General features: G+C 75.0%; 14 protein-coding genes. 8 read left to right on the forward strand and 6 right to left on the reverse strand.

The window, feature by feature from the left end:
- Positions 1–200 precede the first annotated feature (200 nt).
- The 5 genes from ACFY2L_RS11275 to ACFY2L_RS11295 all read left to right on the forward strand — a co-directional run bounded on the left by ACFY2L_RS11275 (position 201) and on the right by ACFY2L_RS11295 (position 6,423).
- The gene (locus tag ACFY2L_RS11275) at positions 201–704 is read left to right on the forward strand and encodes a hypothetical protein (RefSeq protein ID WP_390822110.1); all 504 of its coding nucleotides are present in this window, start codon (positions 201–203) and stop codon (positions 702–704) included.
- Positions 705–1,042: 338 nt separating this feature from the next.
- Positions 1,043–2,317 (forward strand): TIGR04053 family radical SAM/SPASM domain-containing protein, encoded by a 1,275-nt coding sequence (locus ACFY2L_RS11280; protein ID WP_390822111.1) that lies wholly within the window; start codon positions 1,043–1,045, stop codon positions 2,315–2,317.
- Complete coding sequence (locus ACFY2L_RS11285; RefSeq protein ID WP_390822112.1) at positions 2,298–4,928, forward strand: multicopper oxidase domain-containing protein; 2,631 nt, start codon at positions 2,298–2,300, stop codon at positions 4,926–4,928. The genes ACFY2L_RS11280 and ACFY2L_RS11285 overlap by 20 nt, the downstream gene beginning before the upstream one ends.
- Complete coding sequence (locus ACFY2L_RS11290; RefSeq protein WP_390656672.1) at positions 4,928–5,374, forward strand: hypothetical protein; 447 nt, start codon at positions 4,928–4,930, stop codon at positions 5,372–5,374. Before ACFY2L_RS11285 ends, ACFY2L_RS11290 begins: the two co-directional genes overlap by 1 nt.
- Positions 5,375–5,403: 29 nt before the next feature.
- Entirely contained in the window at positions 5,404–6,423 is a 1,020-nt protein-coding gene (locus ACFY2L_RS11295) for an Acg family FMN-binding oxidoreductase (protein WP_390656673.1), read from the forward strand.
- Between the two features lie 356 nt (positions 6,424–6,779).
- Here ACFY2L_RS11295 and ACFY2L_RS11300 read toward each other — a convergent pair whose 3' ends face one another.
- On the reverse strand, positions 6,780–7,232 hold the full coding sequence (locus ACFY2L_RS11300; RefSeq protein ID WP_390656674.1) for a pyridoxamine 5'-phosphate oxidase family protein: 453 nt from the start codon (positions 7,230–7,232) through the stop codon (positions 6,780–6,782).
- 254 nt (positions 7,233–7,486) lie between these two features.
- Here ACFY2L_RS11300 and ACFY2L_RS11305 point away from each other — a divergent pair, with 254 nt between their 5' ends.
- Positions 7,487–8,773 carry a nitrate/nitrite transporter gene (locus ACFY2L_RS11305; protein WP_390657120.1) on the forward strand — a complete coding sequence of 429 codons (1,287 nt, stop codon included), beginning with the start codon at positions 7,487–7,489 and terminating at the stop codon, positions 8,771–8,773.
- Between the two features lie 183 nt (positions 8,774–8,956).
- Here the strand turns inward: ACFY2L_RS11305 and ACFY2L_RS11310 are convergent, their stop codons facing one another.
- Together ACFY2L_RS11310 and ACFY2L_RS11315 are read right to left on the reverse strand one after the other, a co-directional pair.
- Positions 8,957–10,225, reverse strand: coding sequence for an ATP-binding protein (locus tag ACFY2L_RS11310; RefSeq protein ID WP_390656675.1), 1,269 nt, complete (start codon positions 10,223–10,225; stop codon positions 8,957–8,959).
- Between the two features lie 284 nt (positions 10,226–10,509).
- Entirely contained in the window at positions 10,510–11,478 is a 969-nt protein-coding gene (locus ACFY2L_RS11315; protein ID WP_390656676.1) for an acyl-ACP desaturase, read from the reverse strand.
- A gap of 433 nt (positions 11,479–11,911) precedes the next feature.
- Between ACFY2L_RS11315 and ACFY2L_RS11320 the strand changes: the two genes are divergently transcribed.
- Positions 11,912–12,286: a hypothetical protein gene (locus tag ACFY2L_RS11320; RefSeq protein WP_390822113.1), complete on the forward strand. Its 375-nt coding sequence runs from the start codon at positions 11,912–11,914 to the stop codon at positions 12,284–12,286.
- A 59-nt stretch (positions 12,287–12,345) separates the two neighbouring features.
- Positions 12,346–13,590 (forward strand): globin domain-containing protein, encoded by a 1,245-nt coding sequence (locus ACFY2L_RS11325; RefSeq protein ID WP_390822411.1) that lies wholly within the window; start codon positions 12,346–12,348, stop codon positions 13,588–13,590.
- A 55-nt stretch (positions 13,591–13,645) separates the two neighbouring features.
- Here ACFY2L_RS11325 and ACFY2L_RS11330 read toward each other — a convergent pair whose 3' ends face one another.
- The 3 genes from ACFY2L_RS11330 to ACFY2L_RS11340 all read right to left on the reverse strand — a co-directional run bounded on the left by ACFY2L_RS11330 (position 13,646) and on the right by ACFY2L_RS11340 (position 16,322).
- Positions 13,646–14,635 (reverse strand): Acg family FMN-binding oxidoreductase, encoded by a 990-nt coding sequence (locus ACFY2L_RS11330; protein ID WP_390822114.1) that lies wholly within the window; start codon positions 14,633–14,635, stop codon positions 13,646–13,648.
- A 131-nt stretch (positions 14,636–14,766) separates the two neighbouring features.
- Positions 14,767–15,465, reverse strand: a complete 699-nt coding sequence (locus ACFY2L_RS11335; RefSeq protein WP_390656679.1) for a response regulator — start codon at positions 15,463–15,465, stop codon at positions 14,767–14,769.
- A 161-nt stretch (positions 15,466–15,626) separates the two neighbouring features.
- Positions 15,627–16,322, reverse strand: coding sequence for a CBS domain-containing protein (locus tag ACFY2L_RS11340; RefSeq protein WP_390822115.1), 696 nt, complete (start codon positions 16,320–16,322; stop codon positions 15,627–15,629).
- Positions 16,323–16,331: the final 9 nt, after the last annotated feature.

The following is a 16,331-nucleotide window of genomic DNA, read 5'->3' on the forward strand; positions in this document are numbered from 1 at the left end:
GGCCCGTGCGCCCGGATCCCGGTGTCCGCCCGACGGCCGTTCCCCCCGTCCCCCGGCCGCGGCGGGCACACGCGTACGGCGTGTCGTCGCCCGGTTCGGTCGCGCGTCCGGCCGCTGCCGCCCGCCGCTCGGCGGCGCACCCGCGGCCGGACGCCGCGTCAGCCCCCGAAGCACCCACGAGGAAAGAAGGTCGACACGTCATGGACCGTGCGCACCGTCGAGCCGCCACGCTGCTCGCCACCACGGGTCTCGCCCTCGCCGCCGCCGGACCGGTCATGCTGGTGCGCGGCCGCGGCGGCAGGAAGCAGATCCGCGCCGAACTGGCCGCGCAGAAGATCACCTTCCCCGGCCACGGGCTGCCCGCCGAACTCGCCGCCCACGCCGGCCGCCGGGTCGAGACCGGCCCCGAGGCCCGCGCCTACGCCGAGTTCATCAAGGGCAACCTCGCCCACGCCACCGGCGGCCGCACCTACGCCGAGATCACGGCGGAGCTGCATGCCGCGGGCGACGACGACGAGAAGCTCACCGCCCTGCGCCAGACCGCGTTCATGGGCCAGTCCCTGCGCGCCTCGCTGATGTCCGCCTACCAGGCATGGGAGCTGACGACCCTGGTCACGGGCCTCGGCGCCGCCCTCACCGGCCTGGGCGCCGCGCTGGTCGCCACGGCGGACGCCCTGGCACCGCGCGCCCCCCACCGCTCCTGAGCCATGTGCCCGCCGGCCGCCGGGCCACCGTGCGCGGTGCGCCGGCGCCCGCCCTCCGAAGGACCCCTGAGCGCCCCCGCGACGAGGGACCTTCGGCCCTGTCCGTGATGACCATCGGCCGCCGCGCCGACCGCCGCCGCCGGTGGATGCTGACGGCGACCGATCCGGAGGTTTTCCGTGTACGACCACGTCGACCGCCCTCGAGGCCGATTCCACCGCTGTCGCTCGCGGTGGGTGCCGCGCACGGTCCGGCCCGGTCACCGTCCGGCCGCCCGCCTCGTCTGCCCTGACTCCAGGGCGGCCGGACACAGCCCCAGGGCGCTGGGCAGGGCCGTGCGATGAGCTCTCCCGCCCGAGCCGTACGGCACCAGCGGCACGACGCCGCCGACCGGCCCTTCATCGTCATCTGGGAGTCCACCCGCGCCTGCCCGCTGGCCTGCCGGCACTGCCGCGCCGAGGCCGTGCCCGACCGCGACCCCCGGGAACTGGACACCGCCGCCGCCAAGGACCTGCTGGACCAGGTGGCCGCCTTCGGACAGCCGGCCCCGCTGTTCGTGATCACCGGCGGGGACCCGTTCCAGCGCCCCGACCTGAACGAACTCGTCGCTCACGGACAGCGGACGGGGGTCCGGGTGGCCGTGTCGCCCTCCGGCACGCCCACGCTCACCGAGGAACGGCTGCGGGCCCTGCACGCCGCGGGCGCCGTCGGGCTCTCCCTCAGCCTGGACGGGTCCACCGCCGCCCTGCACGACGACTTCCGCGGTGTGCCCGGGGTGTTCCGCTGGACCCTGGACGCCTGGGACACCGCCCGCGCCCTCGGCATGAAGGTGCAGATCAACACCACGGTCGCCCGGCACAACCTGCACGACCTCCCCGACATCGTCCGCCTGGTCGCCGAGCACGGCGCCATGCTGTGGAGCGCCTTCTTCCTGGTGCCCACGGGCCGCGGCCGCGGGCTCGGCGCGCTGACCGCCGCCGAGGTGGAGGACGTCCTCAACTTCGTCTACGACATCGGCCTCGTCCTTCCCGCCAAGACCACCGAGGCCCACCACTTCCGCCGCGTCGCCCTGCAGCGCCAGGTCCTCGCCGACGCGGGCGAGGACCCCGCGGCGGCCCTCGGACTCGGCCGTCTCTACCGGGAGCTGACCGACCGCGCGGCCGCCCTGGGCCTGGACACCGCCACGCGCCGGGTGCGCCGCCCGCCGCTCGACGTCAACGCGGGTCGCGGCTTCGCCTTCGTCTCGCACACCGGCACCGTGCACCCCAGCGGCTTCCTGCCGCTGAGCGCGGGCAACGTCCGCGAGACACCACTGACCTCGATCTACCGGACCTCCCCGCTGTTCACCGGCCTGCGGGCCGAGGGCATGCTCGGCGGCCGGTGCGGGAGCTGCGAGTTCCGCCGCGTCTGCGGCGGCTCCCGCTCCCGCGCCTACGGCGTCACCGGCGACCCGTACGCCGAGGAACCCTGGTGCGGCTACGTCCCCGGCTCCTTCCCGCACCAGCGCGAACTCGCCGCGCTGATGAACGCCGGCCCGGGCACGGCACCGCCGGCCCGCCCCCGCCCGCCCGCCGCCCCGGGCGGCAAGGAGCACCGTGTACAGCAAGAACGATGAGCCCGCCGGCGGCGCCGGCCGGCCGCCCAGCAGATTCAAGGCCTCCGGCCCCCGCGGTCGGCACCTGGCCGCCCATGTCCTCGTGGGAGTCTGGGCCACGCTCGCGCTGCTGTCGGCCGGCGCCCAGGAGACGCTGCCCGTGGCCCGCTGGCTGGCCGTCCACCTCTTCCTCCTCGGCGCCGCCACCACGGCGATCGTCGTGTGGAGCGAGCACTTCGCCGTCGCCATGCTCCACACCCCCCTGCCCGACCGGCGCTGGAGCGACGCCCGGCTGGCCGGCGTCAACGCCGGAGCCCTGGGCGTCCTCGCCGGCGTCTGGGCGGAGCGGCCCCTGCTGACCGGTGCCGGCTGCGCACTGCTGATCGCCGCCGTCGCGGCGCACCTGGTGGTGCTGGTCCGCCTGGGCCGGGGCGCGCTGGGCGGGCGGCTCGCCCCCATCGCCGACTACTACCGGGCCGCCGCGGCGGCACTGATCCCCGGGGCGGCGCTGGGCTGGCTGCTGGCCGACGGCGCGGCCGGCCCGGCGCACTACACCGGCCTGAAGCTGGCCCACGTGCACGTCACCCTGCTCGGCTGGATCGGACTGCCCGTGCTGGGCACGCTGTTCATGCTCTGGCCCACGGTGCTGGGCGTACGCATGGCCGAGCGCACCACCGTGCTGGCGCGCCGGGTCCTGGTGCTGACCGGCGGCGGCCTGCTGACCGCCGTCGCCGGACTGGTGGCCGGACTGCGCCCCGTCGCCGCACTGGGCGTCGCCGGATACGCGGCCGGGGTCGCCGTCGCGGTCCGGCTCTTCGCCCGGACGGTACGCCGGCGGCCCGCCGTCTCGGCGGCCGCCGCGTGGACCCTGGCCGCCGCCACGGGCTGGCTGTGCGCCGGGGTGCTGACGGACCTGGTGCTGCTGGCCGCACGCCCGCTCGACGCGGCACGGGACGGCGTCGGCGCCCTGGTTCCGGTGCTGCTCCTCGGGCTCGTCGCCCAGGTCCTCGTCGGTGCCCTCACCTACTTGCTGCCCATCGTGCTCTCCTCCGGTCCCAAGGAACGGGCCGCGCTGCGGGCGGTCCTGGAGCGCGGCTGGCTGCCGCGGCTCGTCGTGCTCAACCTCGGCGTGGCCCTGCTCGTGCTTCCGCTGCCCGACCCGGCCGGCACGGCGGGCATGCTGCTGGCGGCGGCGGCCGGGGTCGCGTTCCTCGCCCTGGTGGTGTGGGTGCTGGTCCGCGGCGCACGGAGCCTGCGCCGGGGCACCGACGCGGCCGGCGCGTCACACCGCCCCGCCCTGTGGGGCATCGCCGCGGGGGCCGTACTGACCGTGCTGGCCGTGCTCGTCGCCAACAGCGGCGGGGACACCGGCGGCGGGACGAGCGCCGCCGCGACGGCGGGCGCGGGCGCCGGCACCACCCGAACCGTCGCCGTCACCCTGGCCGACATGCGCATCCGCCCGGCCCGCGTGGAGGTCGCCGCGGGCACCGACCTGCGGCTGAGGATCACCAACACCGACTCCCAGCGCCACGACCTCAAGGTCGAGGACGGACCCGGCACCCCCATGCTCGCCGAGGGCCGGACCCGCGTACTCCACGTCGGGCGGATCACCGAGAGCCGCGAGGCCTGGTGCACCCTGCCGGGCCACCGGGCGGCCGGGATGAGCATGGACATCGTCGTGACCGGCGACACCGGCGACACCGGCGACACCGGCAGCGCGGACGCGCACGCCGGGCACTCCGCCACCACCGACAGCGGCGGCCTGGACCTCTCCGCGGACTTCTCCTCGGACTGGCGGCCACGCGCCGCGGACCTGGCCCCCGCGCCCGGCGGCACCGTCCACAAGGTCGAACTGCGCGCCGCCCACACCACGGTCGAGGTGGCCCCCGGGGTGAAGCAGCAGATGTGGACCTTCGGCGGCACCGCACCCGGCCCCACCCTCCACGGCAAGGTCGGCGACGTCTTCGAGGTCACCCTCGTCAACGACGACACCGCCATGGGCCACGGCATCGACTTCCACGCCGGCTCCCTCGCCCCCGACCGTCCCATGCGCACCCTCCAGCCCGGCGAACGCCTGGTCTACCGCTTCCGCGCCGAGCGGGCCGGGGCATGGCTGTACCACTGCAGCACGGCCCCGATGCTCCAGCACATGGGCAACGGCATGTACGGCGCCGTCGTCATCGACCCGCCGGGCCTGGCGAAGGCGGACCACACATACCTGCTGGTCTCCTCGGAGCTCTACCTGGGCACGCCGGGCAGCACCGCCCAGGTGACGAAGATGCGTCAGAACACCCCGGACGCCTGGGCGTTCAACGGGGTCGCGAACCAGTACGCCGAGCGGCCCCTGAAGGTGAAGGCCGGCGAGCGCGCCCGATTCTGGGTGGTGGCCGCCGGGCCGAGCGACGGCATCGCGTTCCACGTCGTCGGCACCGTCTTCGACACCGTGTACAAGGAAGGCGCCTACCTGCTCCAGCCGGGCGGTACGGGCGGTTCCCAGGTGCTGGACCTGGCCGCGGCGCAGGGCGGATTCGTCGAGACGACATTCCCCGAGGCCGGCCACTACGCGTTCGTCGACCACGACATGCGCCACGCCGAAGCGGGCGCCCACGGCATGGTGGAGGTGAGCGAGTAGTGGACACCGTCGGCCTGTGGTCCGTCGTGCGCTTCCTGCACGTGGCCGGCGCCGCCCTGTGGGTCGGCGGTCAGCTCGCCCTGTCCCTGGTGGTCCTGCCGCTGGCCCGCCATCTGCTCGCCCCGGAGGCCAAGGACGACTTCACGGCCGCCGCCGGCCGCCGCTTCGGCATGCTGACCGGAGCGGTCTTCCTGCCCGTGCAGCTGGCCACGGGCTGGGCCATGGCCTGGCACCGGGGCGTCACCTGGGCCTCGCTCGCCGAACCCGGTTACGGCCGCACCCTGGCGGCCAAACTCGCCCTGTTCGCCCTGGTGATGCTCGCCGCGGCCGGGCACGGCGTCGCCCACGCCAAGGGGCGCGCCGACCTGGCCCGGACCCTGGCGGTGGTCTCCCTCGTCGGCTCGCTCGGTGTCGTCCTGCTGGCCACCGCCCTGCCCGCCACCTGACCCGCGGTCATGAAGAAAGAGGAGGCGCCATGCGCACCCAGGTCCTGCCGGACGCGACCACCGTGGAGTCGTTGCTCGCGGCGGCCGTGATGGCCCCGTCCCTCCACAACACCCAGCCCTGGCGGTTCCGGGTGGACCCCGGCAGCCGGATACTGGAGGTCCATTCGGCACCGGCGCGAACGCTGCCGCTGACCGACCCGGCGCACCGCGCCCAGTACCTGTCCGTGGGCGCCGCCGTCTTCAACCTCCGGCTCGCCGCCGTCCACCAGGGCTGGCGGCCGGAGGTGAGACTGCTGCCGGACCCGCGCGTGCCCGGACTGCTGGCGACCGTCCGCCTGACCGGACCGCTCGCGGCGGACGACCAGCCCGCCGGGGACGGCCTCCACGAGGCCATCGCGCGGCGGCACACCAGCCGGATGCCCTTCACCGGCCGGCCGGTGCCCGAGCCGGTCGTGGCGGAGATGACGGCGGCCGCACACGCCGCAGGCGCGCGGCTGCACGTGCCGGACGTCGCCGGGACACGGCGGCTGCTGCGTCTGACCGCCGAGGCCGAGGCCCGCAACAACGCCCACCCCGCCCGCACCGCCGAGACCCGCTCCTGGCTCACCGCCCCGGGAGCGGACGCCTCCTACGGCATTCCGGTCAGCGCCCTCGGCCCGCCCGACGCGGCCGGACGGATGCCGATGCGTGACTTCACCCATGGGCTGCCCGCGCTCCGGCTGCCCGCCCTGTGGTTCGAGCGCCATGTGCAGCTGGCCCTGCTGTGGACCGGCCACGACCGGCGGGACGACTGGCTGCGCGCCGGGCAGGCCCTGCAGTACGTCCTGCTCACGGCCACCGCCCGAGGGCTGCGCACGTCGCTTCTGCACCAGGCCATGGAGTGGCAGGACCTGCGCTCCGCGACGGCCCTCCCCCGGCACAAGCGGTGCCACCCGCAGGTGCTGATCCGGTTCGGCTACGGCCCCGACGGCCGCCCCACTCCCCGCGCGGCCGCGCATCCCCTGCCCGGCCACGCCGCCACGGACCCCGGCCCGCAGGCCACCCCGTGAGGCAGGCCTGCCCCACCGGCCCTCACGGAGCGGGGGCCGGCGCGACGGAGCCGGAGAAACGGGGCGGGTACGCCCCGGCAGACGAACCGGAGGCCGGTCCGGCCGGGCCGGTGCAGCGGAGGCTGGTGGGGGCGGGTCGGTGATCGGAGGCCGGTCCGGTGGGGCCGGGCCGGTGAGTCGTAGGGCGGGAAGGCCGAGGGGCCGGAGGCCGGTGGGATCGAGCCGGGGAAGCGGAGGCTGGTGGGACCTCGCCGCGGTAGCCGCGGCCGGGCCGGTAGGGCCGGGGAACGGACGGACGGCACGACGGAGCCGGCGGCCTGCGGGCCGCCGGCTCGGGCACGGACGAGGGGCAGGTGTCAGAGGTCCGGGGGGTACCGGGGCGGTGTCTCGGGGGAGGCCGCCCGGTCTCCCAGCTCGCGCCCCGTGACCACCTCGGAGTCGATCCGTACGAACACCGGGTCCCGCAGCGGCATCCACGACTGGGGGCCGGCCTGCCACAGCCGCGCGTGCTCGGTGGGGTCGGTCACCACGGAGGCCCGTCCGGTCACGACCACGCTCCAGCCGGACCGGGTCTCGGCGTCGAACTCGTCCGCCTCGAAGGCGACCACGACACCGTCGATGGCCCGCACCAGGTCCGATCCCTGTGTGGTGCACAACAGCACCGAGGCATCCGCGTCGAGCGAGAAGTTGACGGGGAGGACCGCGGGCAGCGCGTGTCGGGTGTACACGACGCGGCCGACCGGCACTTTGGCTAGCAGGCGCAGGCACTCCTGCCGGTCGAGTGCGCGAAAGCCGTCGTTATGGAACATCAGCCCATCGTCGCGGGTCGCGGGTCGTGGGGGTAGGGCCGACCGGCCCTACCCGAAGGGGGCTGACCGGGGGAAAGGCCGGCGCCTCCGACGGGGACCGTCCGTCCACCGAAGGGGACACCCGGCCCATGCCGCCGGCGGGGCCCGGTACGGACAGTGGTGCAGGGGTGCCGTTCCGCTCGGGCAAGAGGCCCGCGGTGGGCGTGTGACCCCGGTGGCGCAGTTCCACCATGAAGACGAAAGGGGCGGACACCATGGTCCAGCCGTCGAAGTCGAAGAGCGCCGGCTCACCGTCGGGTACGCAGGTACCCGGCCGTGCCTGGCTGATGCTGGCCCTGGCCACCGTCGGGTTCGCCGTGAACTTCTGGGCGTGGGCGCTGCTCAGCCCGCTCGGCCCCCGCTTCAAGGACAGCCTCGACCTGTCGTCGTTCCAGCAGTCGCTGCTGGTGGCGGTGCCGGTGGTGGTCGGTTCCCTGGGCCGCATCCCGGTCGGCGCGCTGACCGACCGGTTCGGCGGGCGGGTCATGTTCCCGATCGTCTCGGCGGCCACCATCGTGCCGGTGCTCTACCTGGGCCTGGCCGGGCACTCCTCGCTGACGGCCCTGCTGGTCGGCGGGTTCTTCCTCGGCATCGGCGGCACCGCCTTCGCCGTCGGCGTGCCCTTCGTCAACGCCTGGTTCCCGCCCGAGCGGCGCGGCCTCGCCATCGGCGTCTTCGGCGCCGGCATGGGCGGCACCGCGATCAGCGCGCTCACCACGGTGAAGCTGGTCGACGCGCAGAGCATGTCGACCCCGTTCCTGATCACCGCCGCGGTGCTGGCCGGGTACGCCCTGGTCGCCGGGCTGGTGCTGCGTGACGCGCCCGGACGGACCGTTCCGACGCAGCCGCTGGCCCGCCGGCTGGCCGCCACCGCCCGGCTCGGCATCACCTGGCAGGCGGCCGCGCTGTACGCGGTGGCCTTCGGCGGCTACGTCGCCTTCTCCGTCTACCTGCCCACCTACCTCAAGACCGGCTACGGACTCACCCAGGCCGACGCGGCGAACCGCATGGCCGGGTTCGTGCTGCTGGCGGTGGCGATGCGCCCGATCGGCGGCTGGCTGTCCGACCGCGTCGGACCGGTACGGGTCCTGTCCGGGGCGCTGGCCGTGGTCGTGGCCGGAGCCGTGGTCCAGTCGTTCACCCCGCCGCTGGCGCCGCTGGGCACCGTCGCCTTCCTGGCCATGGCCGCCGCGCTCGGTGCGGCCAGCGGGGCGACCTTCGCCCTGGTGGCTCTGCTCACCCCGGCCGACCAGGTCGGCTCGGTCACCGGCGTGGTCGGCGCCGCGGGCGGACTGGGCGGCTTCCTGCCGCCGCTCGTGATGGGCTCGCTGTACGGCGAGTACGGGACCTACGCCGCCGGTCTGGCGCTGCTCGCGATCGTGGCCGCCGCCGCGCTGGCCTACACCCTCACCGCCGTCCGCGCCGCGGTCGAGGGCGGCGGGCGCACGCCGCGCACCAGCGGCGGACGCGGACACCACACCGCCGCCGGCACCACCGCGTAAGGGCACACGCCCCGGGTCCCCGCTCGGAGACGAGCGGGGACTTCGCGGTCCTCGGGGCCCGGTGCGCCGGCGACGCGCCTGCCGCGCGACGCCCGGCGCACATCCTGTCGCCGCACCGCCCGAAAGCCCGGGTACGCCCGGTACGAGGGTTTCCGGGCGACGACGCCACTGTCGCGACGAGCCCTAGAGGCGCGCGTACTGCTTCGTCTGCTCGGCGAACTCCTCGGCCGCGGCGGCGCCGACCGTGGGCTGGGTGCCGCGGATCGCGTCCAGGTAGTCGTCCGTGGTGGGGAGGACCCGGATCCCGGTGTCGAAGGTGCGCTCGAAACCGGCCTGGGAGACGGTCCGCGCCACATGGGCGATGTCGGCCGGTGTGAAACCCTCGCTCGCGGACGCGAGTGCCGCGACGTCCGCCGTGGTGCCCGCTCGTGCCAGGTAGCTCTCCCACAGCGCGGTCCTGGCGCGGTGGTCGGGAGGACCGATCGGCAGCACGTAGTCGAAGCGGCCGTGCCGCAGGAACGCCGAGTCGAGGGTGGTCACGTTGTTCGTGGCGCAGACGAGCAGCCGCCCGTCCTGCTTGCGGAACCGGACGATCGCCTTGAGCAGCTCGTTGACGACACCGACCGCGGTCGCGTCCGCGCCGCCGCGCTCACCGGCGACCTCCTCGACCTCGTCGATGAACACCAGGACGTGGTCGAGCCGGGAGATCTCCTCGAACCGCCTGCTCAGCCCGGTCGCCAGGCCGTACTCGGCGGCCAGCCGGGCCGGGAACAGTTCGAGGAAGGGCCACCCCAGGCGGCTGGCGATCGCGTGCGCGAACGTGCTCTTGCCGGTCCCGGGCGGACCGAACAGCATCACGGCCCGCGGCAGCTCCACTCCGTGGTCCGCGGCCAGTTGGGGGTGGGCCAGCGGCAGGACCAGGCGGCGCTCGATGAGCCGTTTCTCCCGTTCCATGCCCGCGACCTGCTTCCACAGCCCGTCGGCCGGCAGCTCCCCTCCGAGCGAGGAGAGCATGCCCGCCGCCTGCGGGGGCATCGGCCGGTGCTTCTCGAAGAGGACCAGACCCGTGCGGGCGCCGAACGAGCGGTTGCGCAGGGCGGCGGCACCGGTCTCGCCCTCGGGCAGGGCCGCGTGCACCGTGCGGACACCGTCGGTGAAGAGACGGTGCTCGAGCGCCGTGATCAGGGCACTGCCCAGCCCCTGGTGCCGCCAGGCGGGCGCCATGCAGATGCGCAGGATCCACGCCCGGTCGCCCTCCACCCTGCTCACCGCGGCGCCGATCACGACATCGTCCGCCGTGGCCACCACGGCCGGGTGGAGGTCCTGGAGCGCGGACACGGCGTCCGCGAGCGGGAAGAGAGCCGGCTCGTCGGTCGTGCCGCTCTCCATGTCGACGCGGACCACGCCCTCCAGATCGTCCTGGTGGTAGTCCCTGACCCGCCAACCCGTCATGATCACTCCGCGTGTAGGGCCGTACCCCCATCATCGGCCGCCGCGCGGGGTCGCGCGCGCAGAGCGACCGCTTCGGCTGAGCCACCCGGACCGGTCGCCGGCGACGGGGCGGCGACGCGGGGTACGCCGTCGGCCGGAGCGGCGGCCGCCGGCTCCGCGCGCCGGCGCCGGTCGGCGGTCCCGTGCTCCTGACGCGGGCAGCCGGTGCCGGAGACCCGCGAGGGCGGTTCGCCGGGCCCTCGGCCCGGACCGCCGCGCCGTCCCGCCGGTGCCGGGCGGGGGGCTCAGCCCTTCGACGAGCGGCGCGCCAGGATGGCGGCCCGGCGCTCGTCGAACCGGGTCGCCTGCGTGCGCAGATCGCCGAGGAACTCGCCCAGTTCCTGCTGGGCCCTGAGCCCTTCGGGCCCGAGGCCGCCGATGTGCAGCACCTTGAGGTGGCGCAGCACCGGCTGGAGGACGTCGTCGTGGTGGACGCGCAGGTTGTAGACGCCGCCCAGGGCGATCTCGACGGCGGCGCGCTCGAAGCCGGGCAGCCCGTGGCCGGGCATCCTGAAGCCGCTCACCACGTCGGCGACGGCGCGCAGCGCCTGGTCGGGGGCGATCTCCAGGGCGGCCTTGAGCAGGTTGCGGTAGAAGACCATGTGCAGGTTCTCGTCGGTGGCGATGCGCGCCAGCAGACGGTCGCAGACCGGGTCGCCCGAGCTGTGCCCGGTGTTGCGGTGCGAGATGCGCGTGGCCAGCTCCTGGAAGGCGACGTACGCCACGGTGTGCAGGGGCGAGTGCCGGTTGTCGGAGACGAATCCGGCGGACATGTGGGTCATGCGGGCCCGCTCCAGGGCCGCCGGGTCCACCGCGCGGGACGCCACCAGGTAGTCCCGCATGACCATGGAGTGCCGGGCCTCCTCCGCGGTCCAGCGGTGCACCCAGGTGCCCCAGGCGCCGTCGCGCCCGAACAGGGTGGCGATCTCGTGGTGGTAGCTCGGCAGGTTGTCCTCGGTGAGCAGGTTCACCACCATCGCGACCTTGCCCACCTCGGTCAGCGGAGACTGCTCCGGCGCCCAGGGCTCACCGCCCAGGACCCCGTCGAAGTCCCGTCCCCGGCTCCACGGGACGTACTCGTGGGGCATCCATTCCTTGAAGACGCCCAGGTGGCGGTTGAGTTCGCGCTCGACCACCTCCTCCAGGGCGTGGAGGAGCTGCGCGTCCGTCCAGGTGGTGCGGCGGACGGAACGGGACGGGGGGATGGTGGCCACGTGAACCGGCCTCTCACTGCGGGGACTGAACCTACGGTTCCGTAAGTTATGAGGCCGCGCCGTGGTTCCGCTGGGGCCGTTCGGCCCTACCCGCGCGTACGGGTTCGTCCGGGCGGGTACGGGCGCGAGGCCGGCGCGTACCGGGCGCCGCGCCAGGAAACCACAGGTCAGGGCAGGTTCGAAAGGGCCGAACTTCCCTGTCGGCCGGGGCCGGACGTCGACGGGGCGGCGGTGCAATACTGGCGCGCCTCCCGGTCGTGCCTCCGCTGCCGCCGCCGTCGCCGCGAACGGCCGGCCCCCGCCGTCCGTGTCCGCCGCGGGTCATGGTCCGGCCCCGGCCGAGGCCGACGGGGAGGCGCCGTCAGGTCTGTCCCAGGTCTGTCCCGGCTCCGTCCGGCAGGCCGCACCCGTGCTTCGACAGGAGACGCCCGCCATGCCCCGTCCACCGCATCCGCCACGTCTCGCCGTGTACGCCGGCTGTCTCTGCGCCCTGGCCGCGGTCGCCGCGGCCGTGTCCTTCAGCCGGGGCGCACGGGTGGGGATCGTCTGGCTCCTGCTGGCCGGGCTCGCCTCCAACATGGCCTGGTACTACGCGCGCCGAGGCCGGGGCACCGCCGGGAAGCGAACGTGTGCCCCGGCCGTGGCCGGCCCGCTCGGGGCCGGGGTGGCGCGCGGCGCCCCGGCCGCCGGCTGCGGGAGCGGCGGCGCGTGCGGAACGTGTGTGCGCGACGTCGGCGGAGTCCCGCCGGCGGCTGCCGGGGACCGGCGGGCGACACCGGCGACGGGGCGGGGGAGGACCGGCTCGTGAGCACCACCGGAAGCGACGCGTACGACGAGTACCATGCGCTCCTGGCGCGGCAGGACGCGATGCGGCTGCGGCAGCGGCTGCTCTCCCCCGGGCGGTCGCCGTCCCCGGCCGCAGGGCCCGCGCGGGCCGCCGGGGCGTGGGAGGCCGGGCGCGCCCACGACCGGGGTGCCGACCAGCGGACGATCATCCGGGACCTGCCGCTGGTGACGCCCTTCGGCGACCTCATCACCTACCTGTACGAGGCCATGTTCGAGCAGCACCCGTATCTGCGCGGGCTGTTCCCCGGCTCCATGGACTTCCAGCGGGCCCATCTGGAGCGGGCCTTCTGGTATCTGATCGAACACCTGGACCGGCCGGACGAGGTGGCCGCCTTCTGCGCCCGGCTGGGCCGTGACCACCGCAAGCTGGGCGTGCGGCCGGTGCACTACGAGGTGTTCGAGCGGGCGCTCCGCGAGGCCCTGCGGCGGAGCGCGGGGGAGCGGTGGACGGAGGAGCTGGAGCAGGCGTGGCTGCGCATGCTGCGGTTCGCCGTCGCGGCCATGGTGGACGGGGCGGACGCGGCGCTGGCGGAGCCTCCGTACTGGAACGGGACCGTGACGGAGCACCAGCGGCGCCGTCCGGATCTCGCCGTCCTCCGCGTCCGCACCGCGGAAACGTATCCCTACCGGGCCGGGCAGTACGCGAGACTCCAGACCCCGCTGCTGCCGCACACCTGGCGGCCGTACTCCCTGGCCTGCGCGCCCCGCCCGGACGGGGAACTGGAGTTCCACGTCCGCGGTACCGGCCGCGGAGGCGTGAGCGATGCGCTGGTGGCGCACACCCGCGTCGGCGACCCGCTGCGGCTGGGGCCCGCTCAGGGATCCATGACGCTGGACGACGGCCTGGAGCGGGATGTGCTGATCGTGGCGGGCGGCACCGGGTGGGCCACCGCCAAAGGGCTGCTGGAAGAGCTGGCCGCACGCCGTCCGCGCGGCCGCGGCGCGCACCTGTTCCTCGGCGCTCGCACGCCGGACGACCTCTACGACAACGCCGCCCTGGCGGAGCTGGGGAACGGCCGCCCGTGGCTGCGCGTCGTCCCGGTGATCGCCGAGGGCCCCGGGGGCGCGGAGGAGGTCTCGGTGTCCGACGCGGTCGCCCGGCACGGTGACTGGTCGGGGCACGTCGCCTATGTGAGCGGCCCGCCGGCCATGGTCACCGCCACGGTGCGGAGCCTGACCGCCATGAACCTGCCCCCGGACCGGATCCGCCACGATCCGCTCGGCGGCACGGCACCTCCTCCCCGCCCGGCGTCCACCGGTCGGTGACCGAAGCCCGTGCGGGAGCCCCCGCGCACGACGCCCTCCGCCCGCCGCACGCCGGTCAGCGGCCCGGCCGCGGCTCGGTGAAGGCGGCCACGGGCACGTCGCCGCGCGGGGACGGGGGTCCCTCGGGGCCGTAGCCGAGGCGGATCACCATGTGGGCGTGGGCCGGGCGGGCGTCCGCCGACGTCACGAGCTGCTCGCGCAGGTCCGGCCATTCCACCGCCTGGTGCAGGAGCGAGGTCCGGACACCGTGGGCGGTGGCGACCAGCAGACAGTGCTGCAGGGCCTGCCCCGCCCGCAGCCAGTCGGTCCTGCGATCGTGCATCGTGGAGAGGACGGCGAGGGCGGGCCGTCGCTCGAAGGGGCGCGCCGGCAGCCCGCGGAGCGTGCGGTGAGCACCGAAGTCCCGCATGGGGACGATCTCCCGGACGTCCTGCGGGCCGAGCACCTCCGGCGGCATCCCGAGGCCGGCGCCGTCCCGCGCGCGCACCCAGCGGCGGCTCTCCCGGGCCCGGTCGTGATCGGCGGCGTTGCGGTGCTCCGCGTCGCGGGTGAGCCGGAGCAGGCGGTCGGCGCCGGCGGGGGAGAGGTGGGCCAGGGCGGCGCCCTCGGCGTGGGCCGCTTCGGTCAGCTCGGCCCGTACCGCGGCCGGCAGCGGGCGCCCGGAGAAGGGGAACCGGCTGCTGTGACGGCGCCACAGGGCGTCGTAGAGACCGGGGAAGGAGCTTCTGGCGGGACCGCCGAGCCGTACGGCGGCGAGCAGGTCGGGCTGCTCGGGGCGCGGCAGCAGCCGCGTCACCGGTTCCCGTCCGAAGTGGGTGAGCGCCACCCTGAGGTTGAAGACCGCGCAGCCGACCGAGAGGTGCAGGGCACGGCCGAGGGGATCGGTGTGGCGCAGTCCGCGGTCCGGGGCCGCGTGGATCCGCAGCGTGGCCGTGTCCGCGTCGAGGCGGAAACGCCAGGGCTGCGTGTTGTGGATCGAGGGGGCCGTCACGGCGGCGGAGACCAGGGTCTCCAGGGTCCGGACGTCGAGGGCGGTGGAAGACATCGGGGTCTCATCCCCTCACTTCGCTGGAAGGCCGGGCCGGTATCGGCGGTTGCCTCAGCGTGCTCCGCGGGGGAGTGCCCGGACAGAGGCCGTACGGCCCCGCGCACGGGCCCGGTCGACCCGTCCTGTCCTCACCTGGAGCGGTGCTCGGCCCCCTGCGGCTCCAGATGGGAGGCGAGGACCGCGGCCTGGACCCGGCGCTGCACACCCAGCTTGGCCAGGAGGCGGGAGATGTGGTTCTTGACGGTCTTCTCCGAGAGGTAGAGCTTCTTGCCGATCTCGCGGTTGGTCAGACCGTCGCCGATGAGGGCCAGGATGTCCCGCTCGCGCGGGGACAGGCTCGCCAGCTCGGACGGCATGGCCGGGGCGGCGTCGGGCTCGGCCCGCAGCGAGCGCATCAGGCGGGCGGTGGTGGCGGGGTCCAGCATCGACTGGCCCGAGGCCACCGTGCGCACCGCCGAGACCAGGTCGGATCCCTTGATCTGCTTGAGGACGTAACCGGAGGCGCCGGCCATGATCGCGTCCAGCAGGGCCTCCTCGTCGTCGAACGAGGTCAGCATCAGACAGGACAGGGTCGGCATCTGGCTGCGCAGTTCCCGGCACACCGAGATGCCGTCGCCGTCCGGCAGCCGCACGTCGAGGATCGCGACGTCGGGACGCAGCGCGGGCCCCCGGGCGAGCGCGTGGTCGACGGTGCCGGCGTCGCCGATCACCGAGATGTCGGGCTCGGCGTCGAGCAGGTCGGCCAGGCCGCGGCGGACGACCTCGTGGTCGTCCAGCAGGAACACCCGGATCGGGTTCTGCTCGGTGAAGGTGCGTGGCTCTGGCATGGTGACCCCTTGTTCCCGGTGGAGGACGGACAGCGAGCTGTCCACGCTGCCGATCATCATGCGCCGGGGTCGGGCGCACTAGGGCCGACCGGCCCCTCTCGGGGCGGCGGAAGCCCCCGACCGGCCCCATCCGCAGGGGCGGGCCGGGGATGGCGCGGGGGTCACGCGGAGTCGGCGCCCCGCGGGCCGGCCGCGGGCGCGTCCGTCGGCCCTGCGTGCCGGGTGAGGGCGAAGTCCACGTCCACGACGCCCTCGACGGCGCGGGTCAGCCGTGCCGCCACCGGCACCAGCGCGGTGTCCCGGACCTGGCCGGCCAGCTTCACGACACCGTTGTGCACCTCCACACGCACGTTCGAGTCCGGCGTCGGGAACAGGTAGGACACGACCTCGCGCCGTACCTCCTCGGCGATGTCCTCGTCGGTGCGGAGGAAGACCTTGAGCAGGTCGGCGCGGCTGACGAGCCCTTCGAGCATGCCCACGGCGTCCACGACGGGAAGCCGCTTGACCTTCGCCCGGGCCATGATCCGGGCGGCCTGGGCCAGCGTGGCGTCCGCGCGGACGGTGAGCGCCGGGGAGGTCATGAGTTCCTCGGCGGTCACGGCGCCGGCCTTCGCCAGGTCGGAGAGGCGGCGCAACTGGGTGTACCGGTCGGGATCGCTGTCGCGGAACTCCTCCTTGGGCAGCAGGTCCGCCTCGGAGACGACGCCGACGACCCGGCCCTCGCCCTCGAGGACGGGCAGGGCGCTGACCTTCCAGTCCTGCATCAACTGCACGATCTCCTTGAAGGTCGCCCCGCGACCGACCGCGGCGACCGTGTGGGTCATCACATCACTGACGAGGTGCGGGGTGCCGTGCATGGCCACTCC

This window comes from Streptomyces sp. NPDC001381 (assembly GCF_042895685.1).
Classification (GTDB): Bacteria; Actinomycetota; Actinomycetes; order Streptomycetales; family Streptomycetaceae; genus Streptomyces.

Coding starts and splice junctions, on each gene's coding strand:
- ACFY2L_RS11275 (WP_390822110.1), top strand. CDS start 201: ATGGACCGTGCGCACCGTCGAGCCGCCACGCTGCTCGCCACCACGGGT.
- ACFY2L_RS11280 (WP_390822111.1), top strand. CDS start 1,043: ATGAGCTCTCCCGCCCGAGCCGTACGGCACCAGCGGCACGACGCCGCC.
- ACFY2L_RS11295 (WP_390656673.1), top strand. CDS start 5,404: ATGCGCACCCAGGTCCTGCCGGACGCGACCACCGTGGAGTCGTTGCTC.
- ACFY2L_RS11300 (WP_390656674.1), bottom strand. CDS start 7,232: ATGTTCCATAACGACGGCTTTCGCGCACTCGACCGGCAGGAGTGCCTG.
- ACFY2L_RS11305 (WP_390657120.1), top strand. CDS start 7,487: ATGGTCCAGCCGTCGAAGTCGAAGAGCGCCGGCTCACCGTCGGGTACG.
- ACFY2L_RS11310 (WP_390656675.1), bottom strand. CDS start 10,225: ATGACGGGTTGGCGGGTCAGGGACTACCACCAGGACGATCTGGAGGGC.
- ACFY2L_RS11320 (WP_390822113.1), top strand. CDS start 11,912: ATGCCCCGTCCACCGCATCCGCCACGTCTCGCCGTGTACGCCGGCTGT.
- ACFY2L_RS11325 (WP_390822411.1), top strand. CDS start 12,346: ATGCGGCTGCGGCAGCGGCTGCTCTCCCCCGGGCGGTCGCCGTCCCCG.
- ACFY2L_RS11330 (WP_390822114.1), bottom strand. CDS start 14,635: ATGTCTTCCACCGCCCTCGACGTCCGGACCCTGGAGACCCTGGTCTCC.
- ACFY2L_RS11335 (WP_390656679.1), bottom strand. CDS start 15,465: ATGCCAGAGCCACGCACCTTCACCGAGCAGAACCCGATCCGGGTGTTC.
- ACFY2L_RS11340 (WP_390822115.1), bottom strand. CDS start 16,322: ATGCACGGCACCCCGCACCTCGTCAGTGATGTGATGACCCACACGGTC.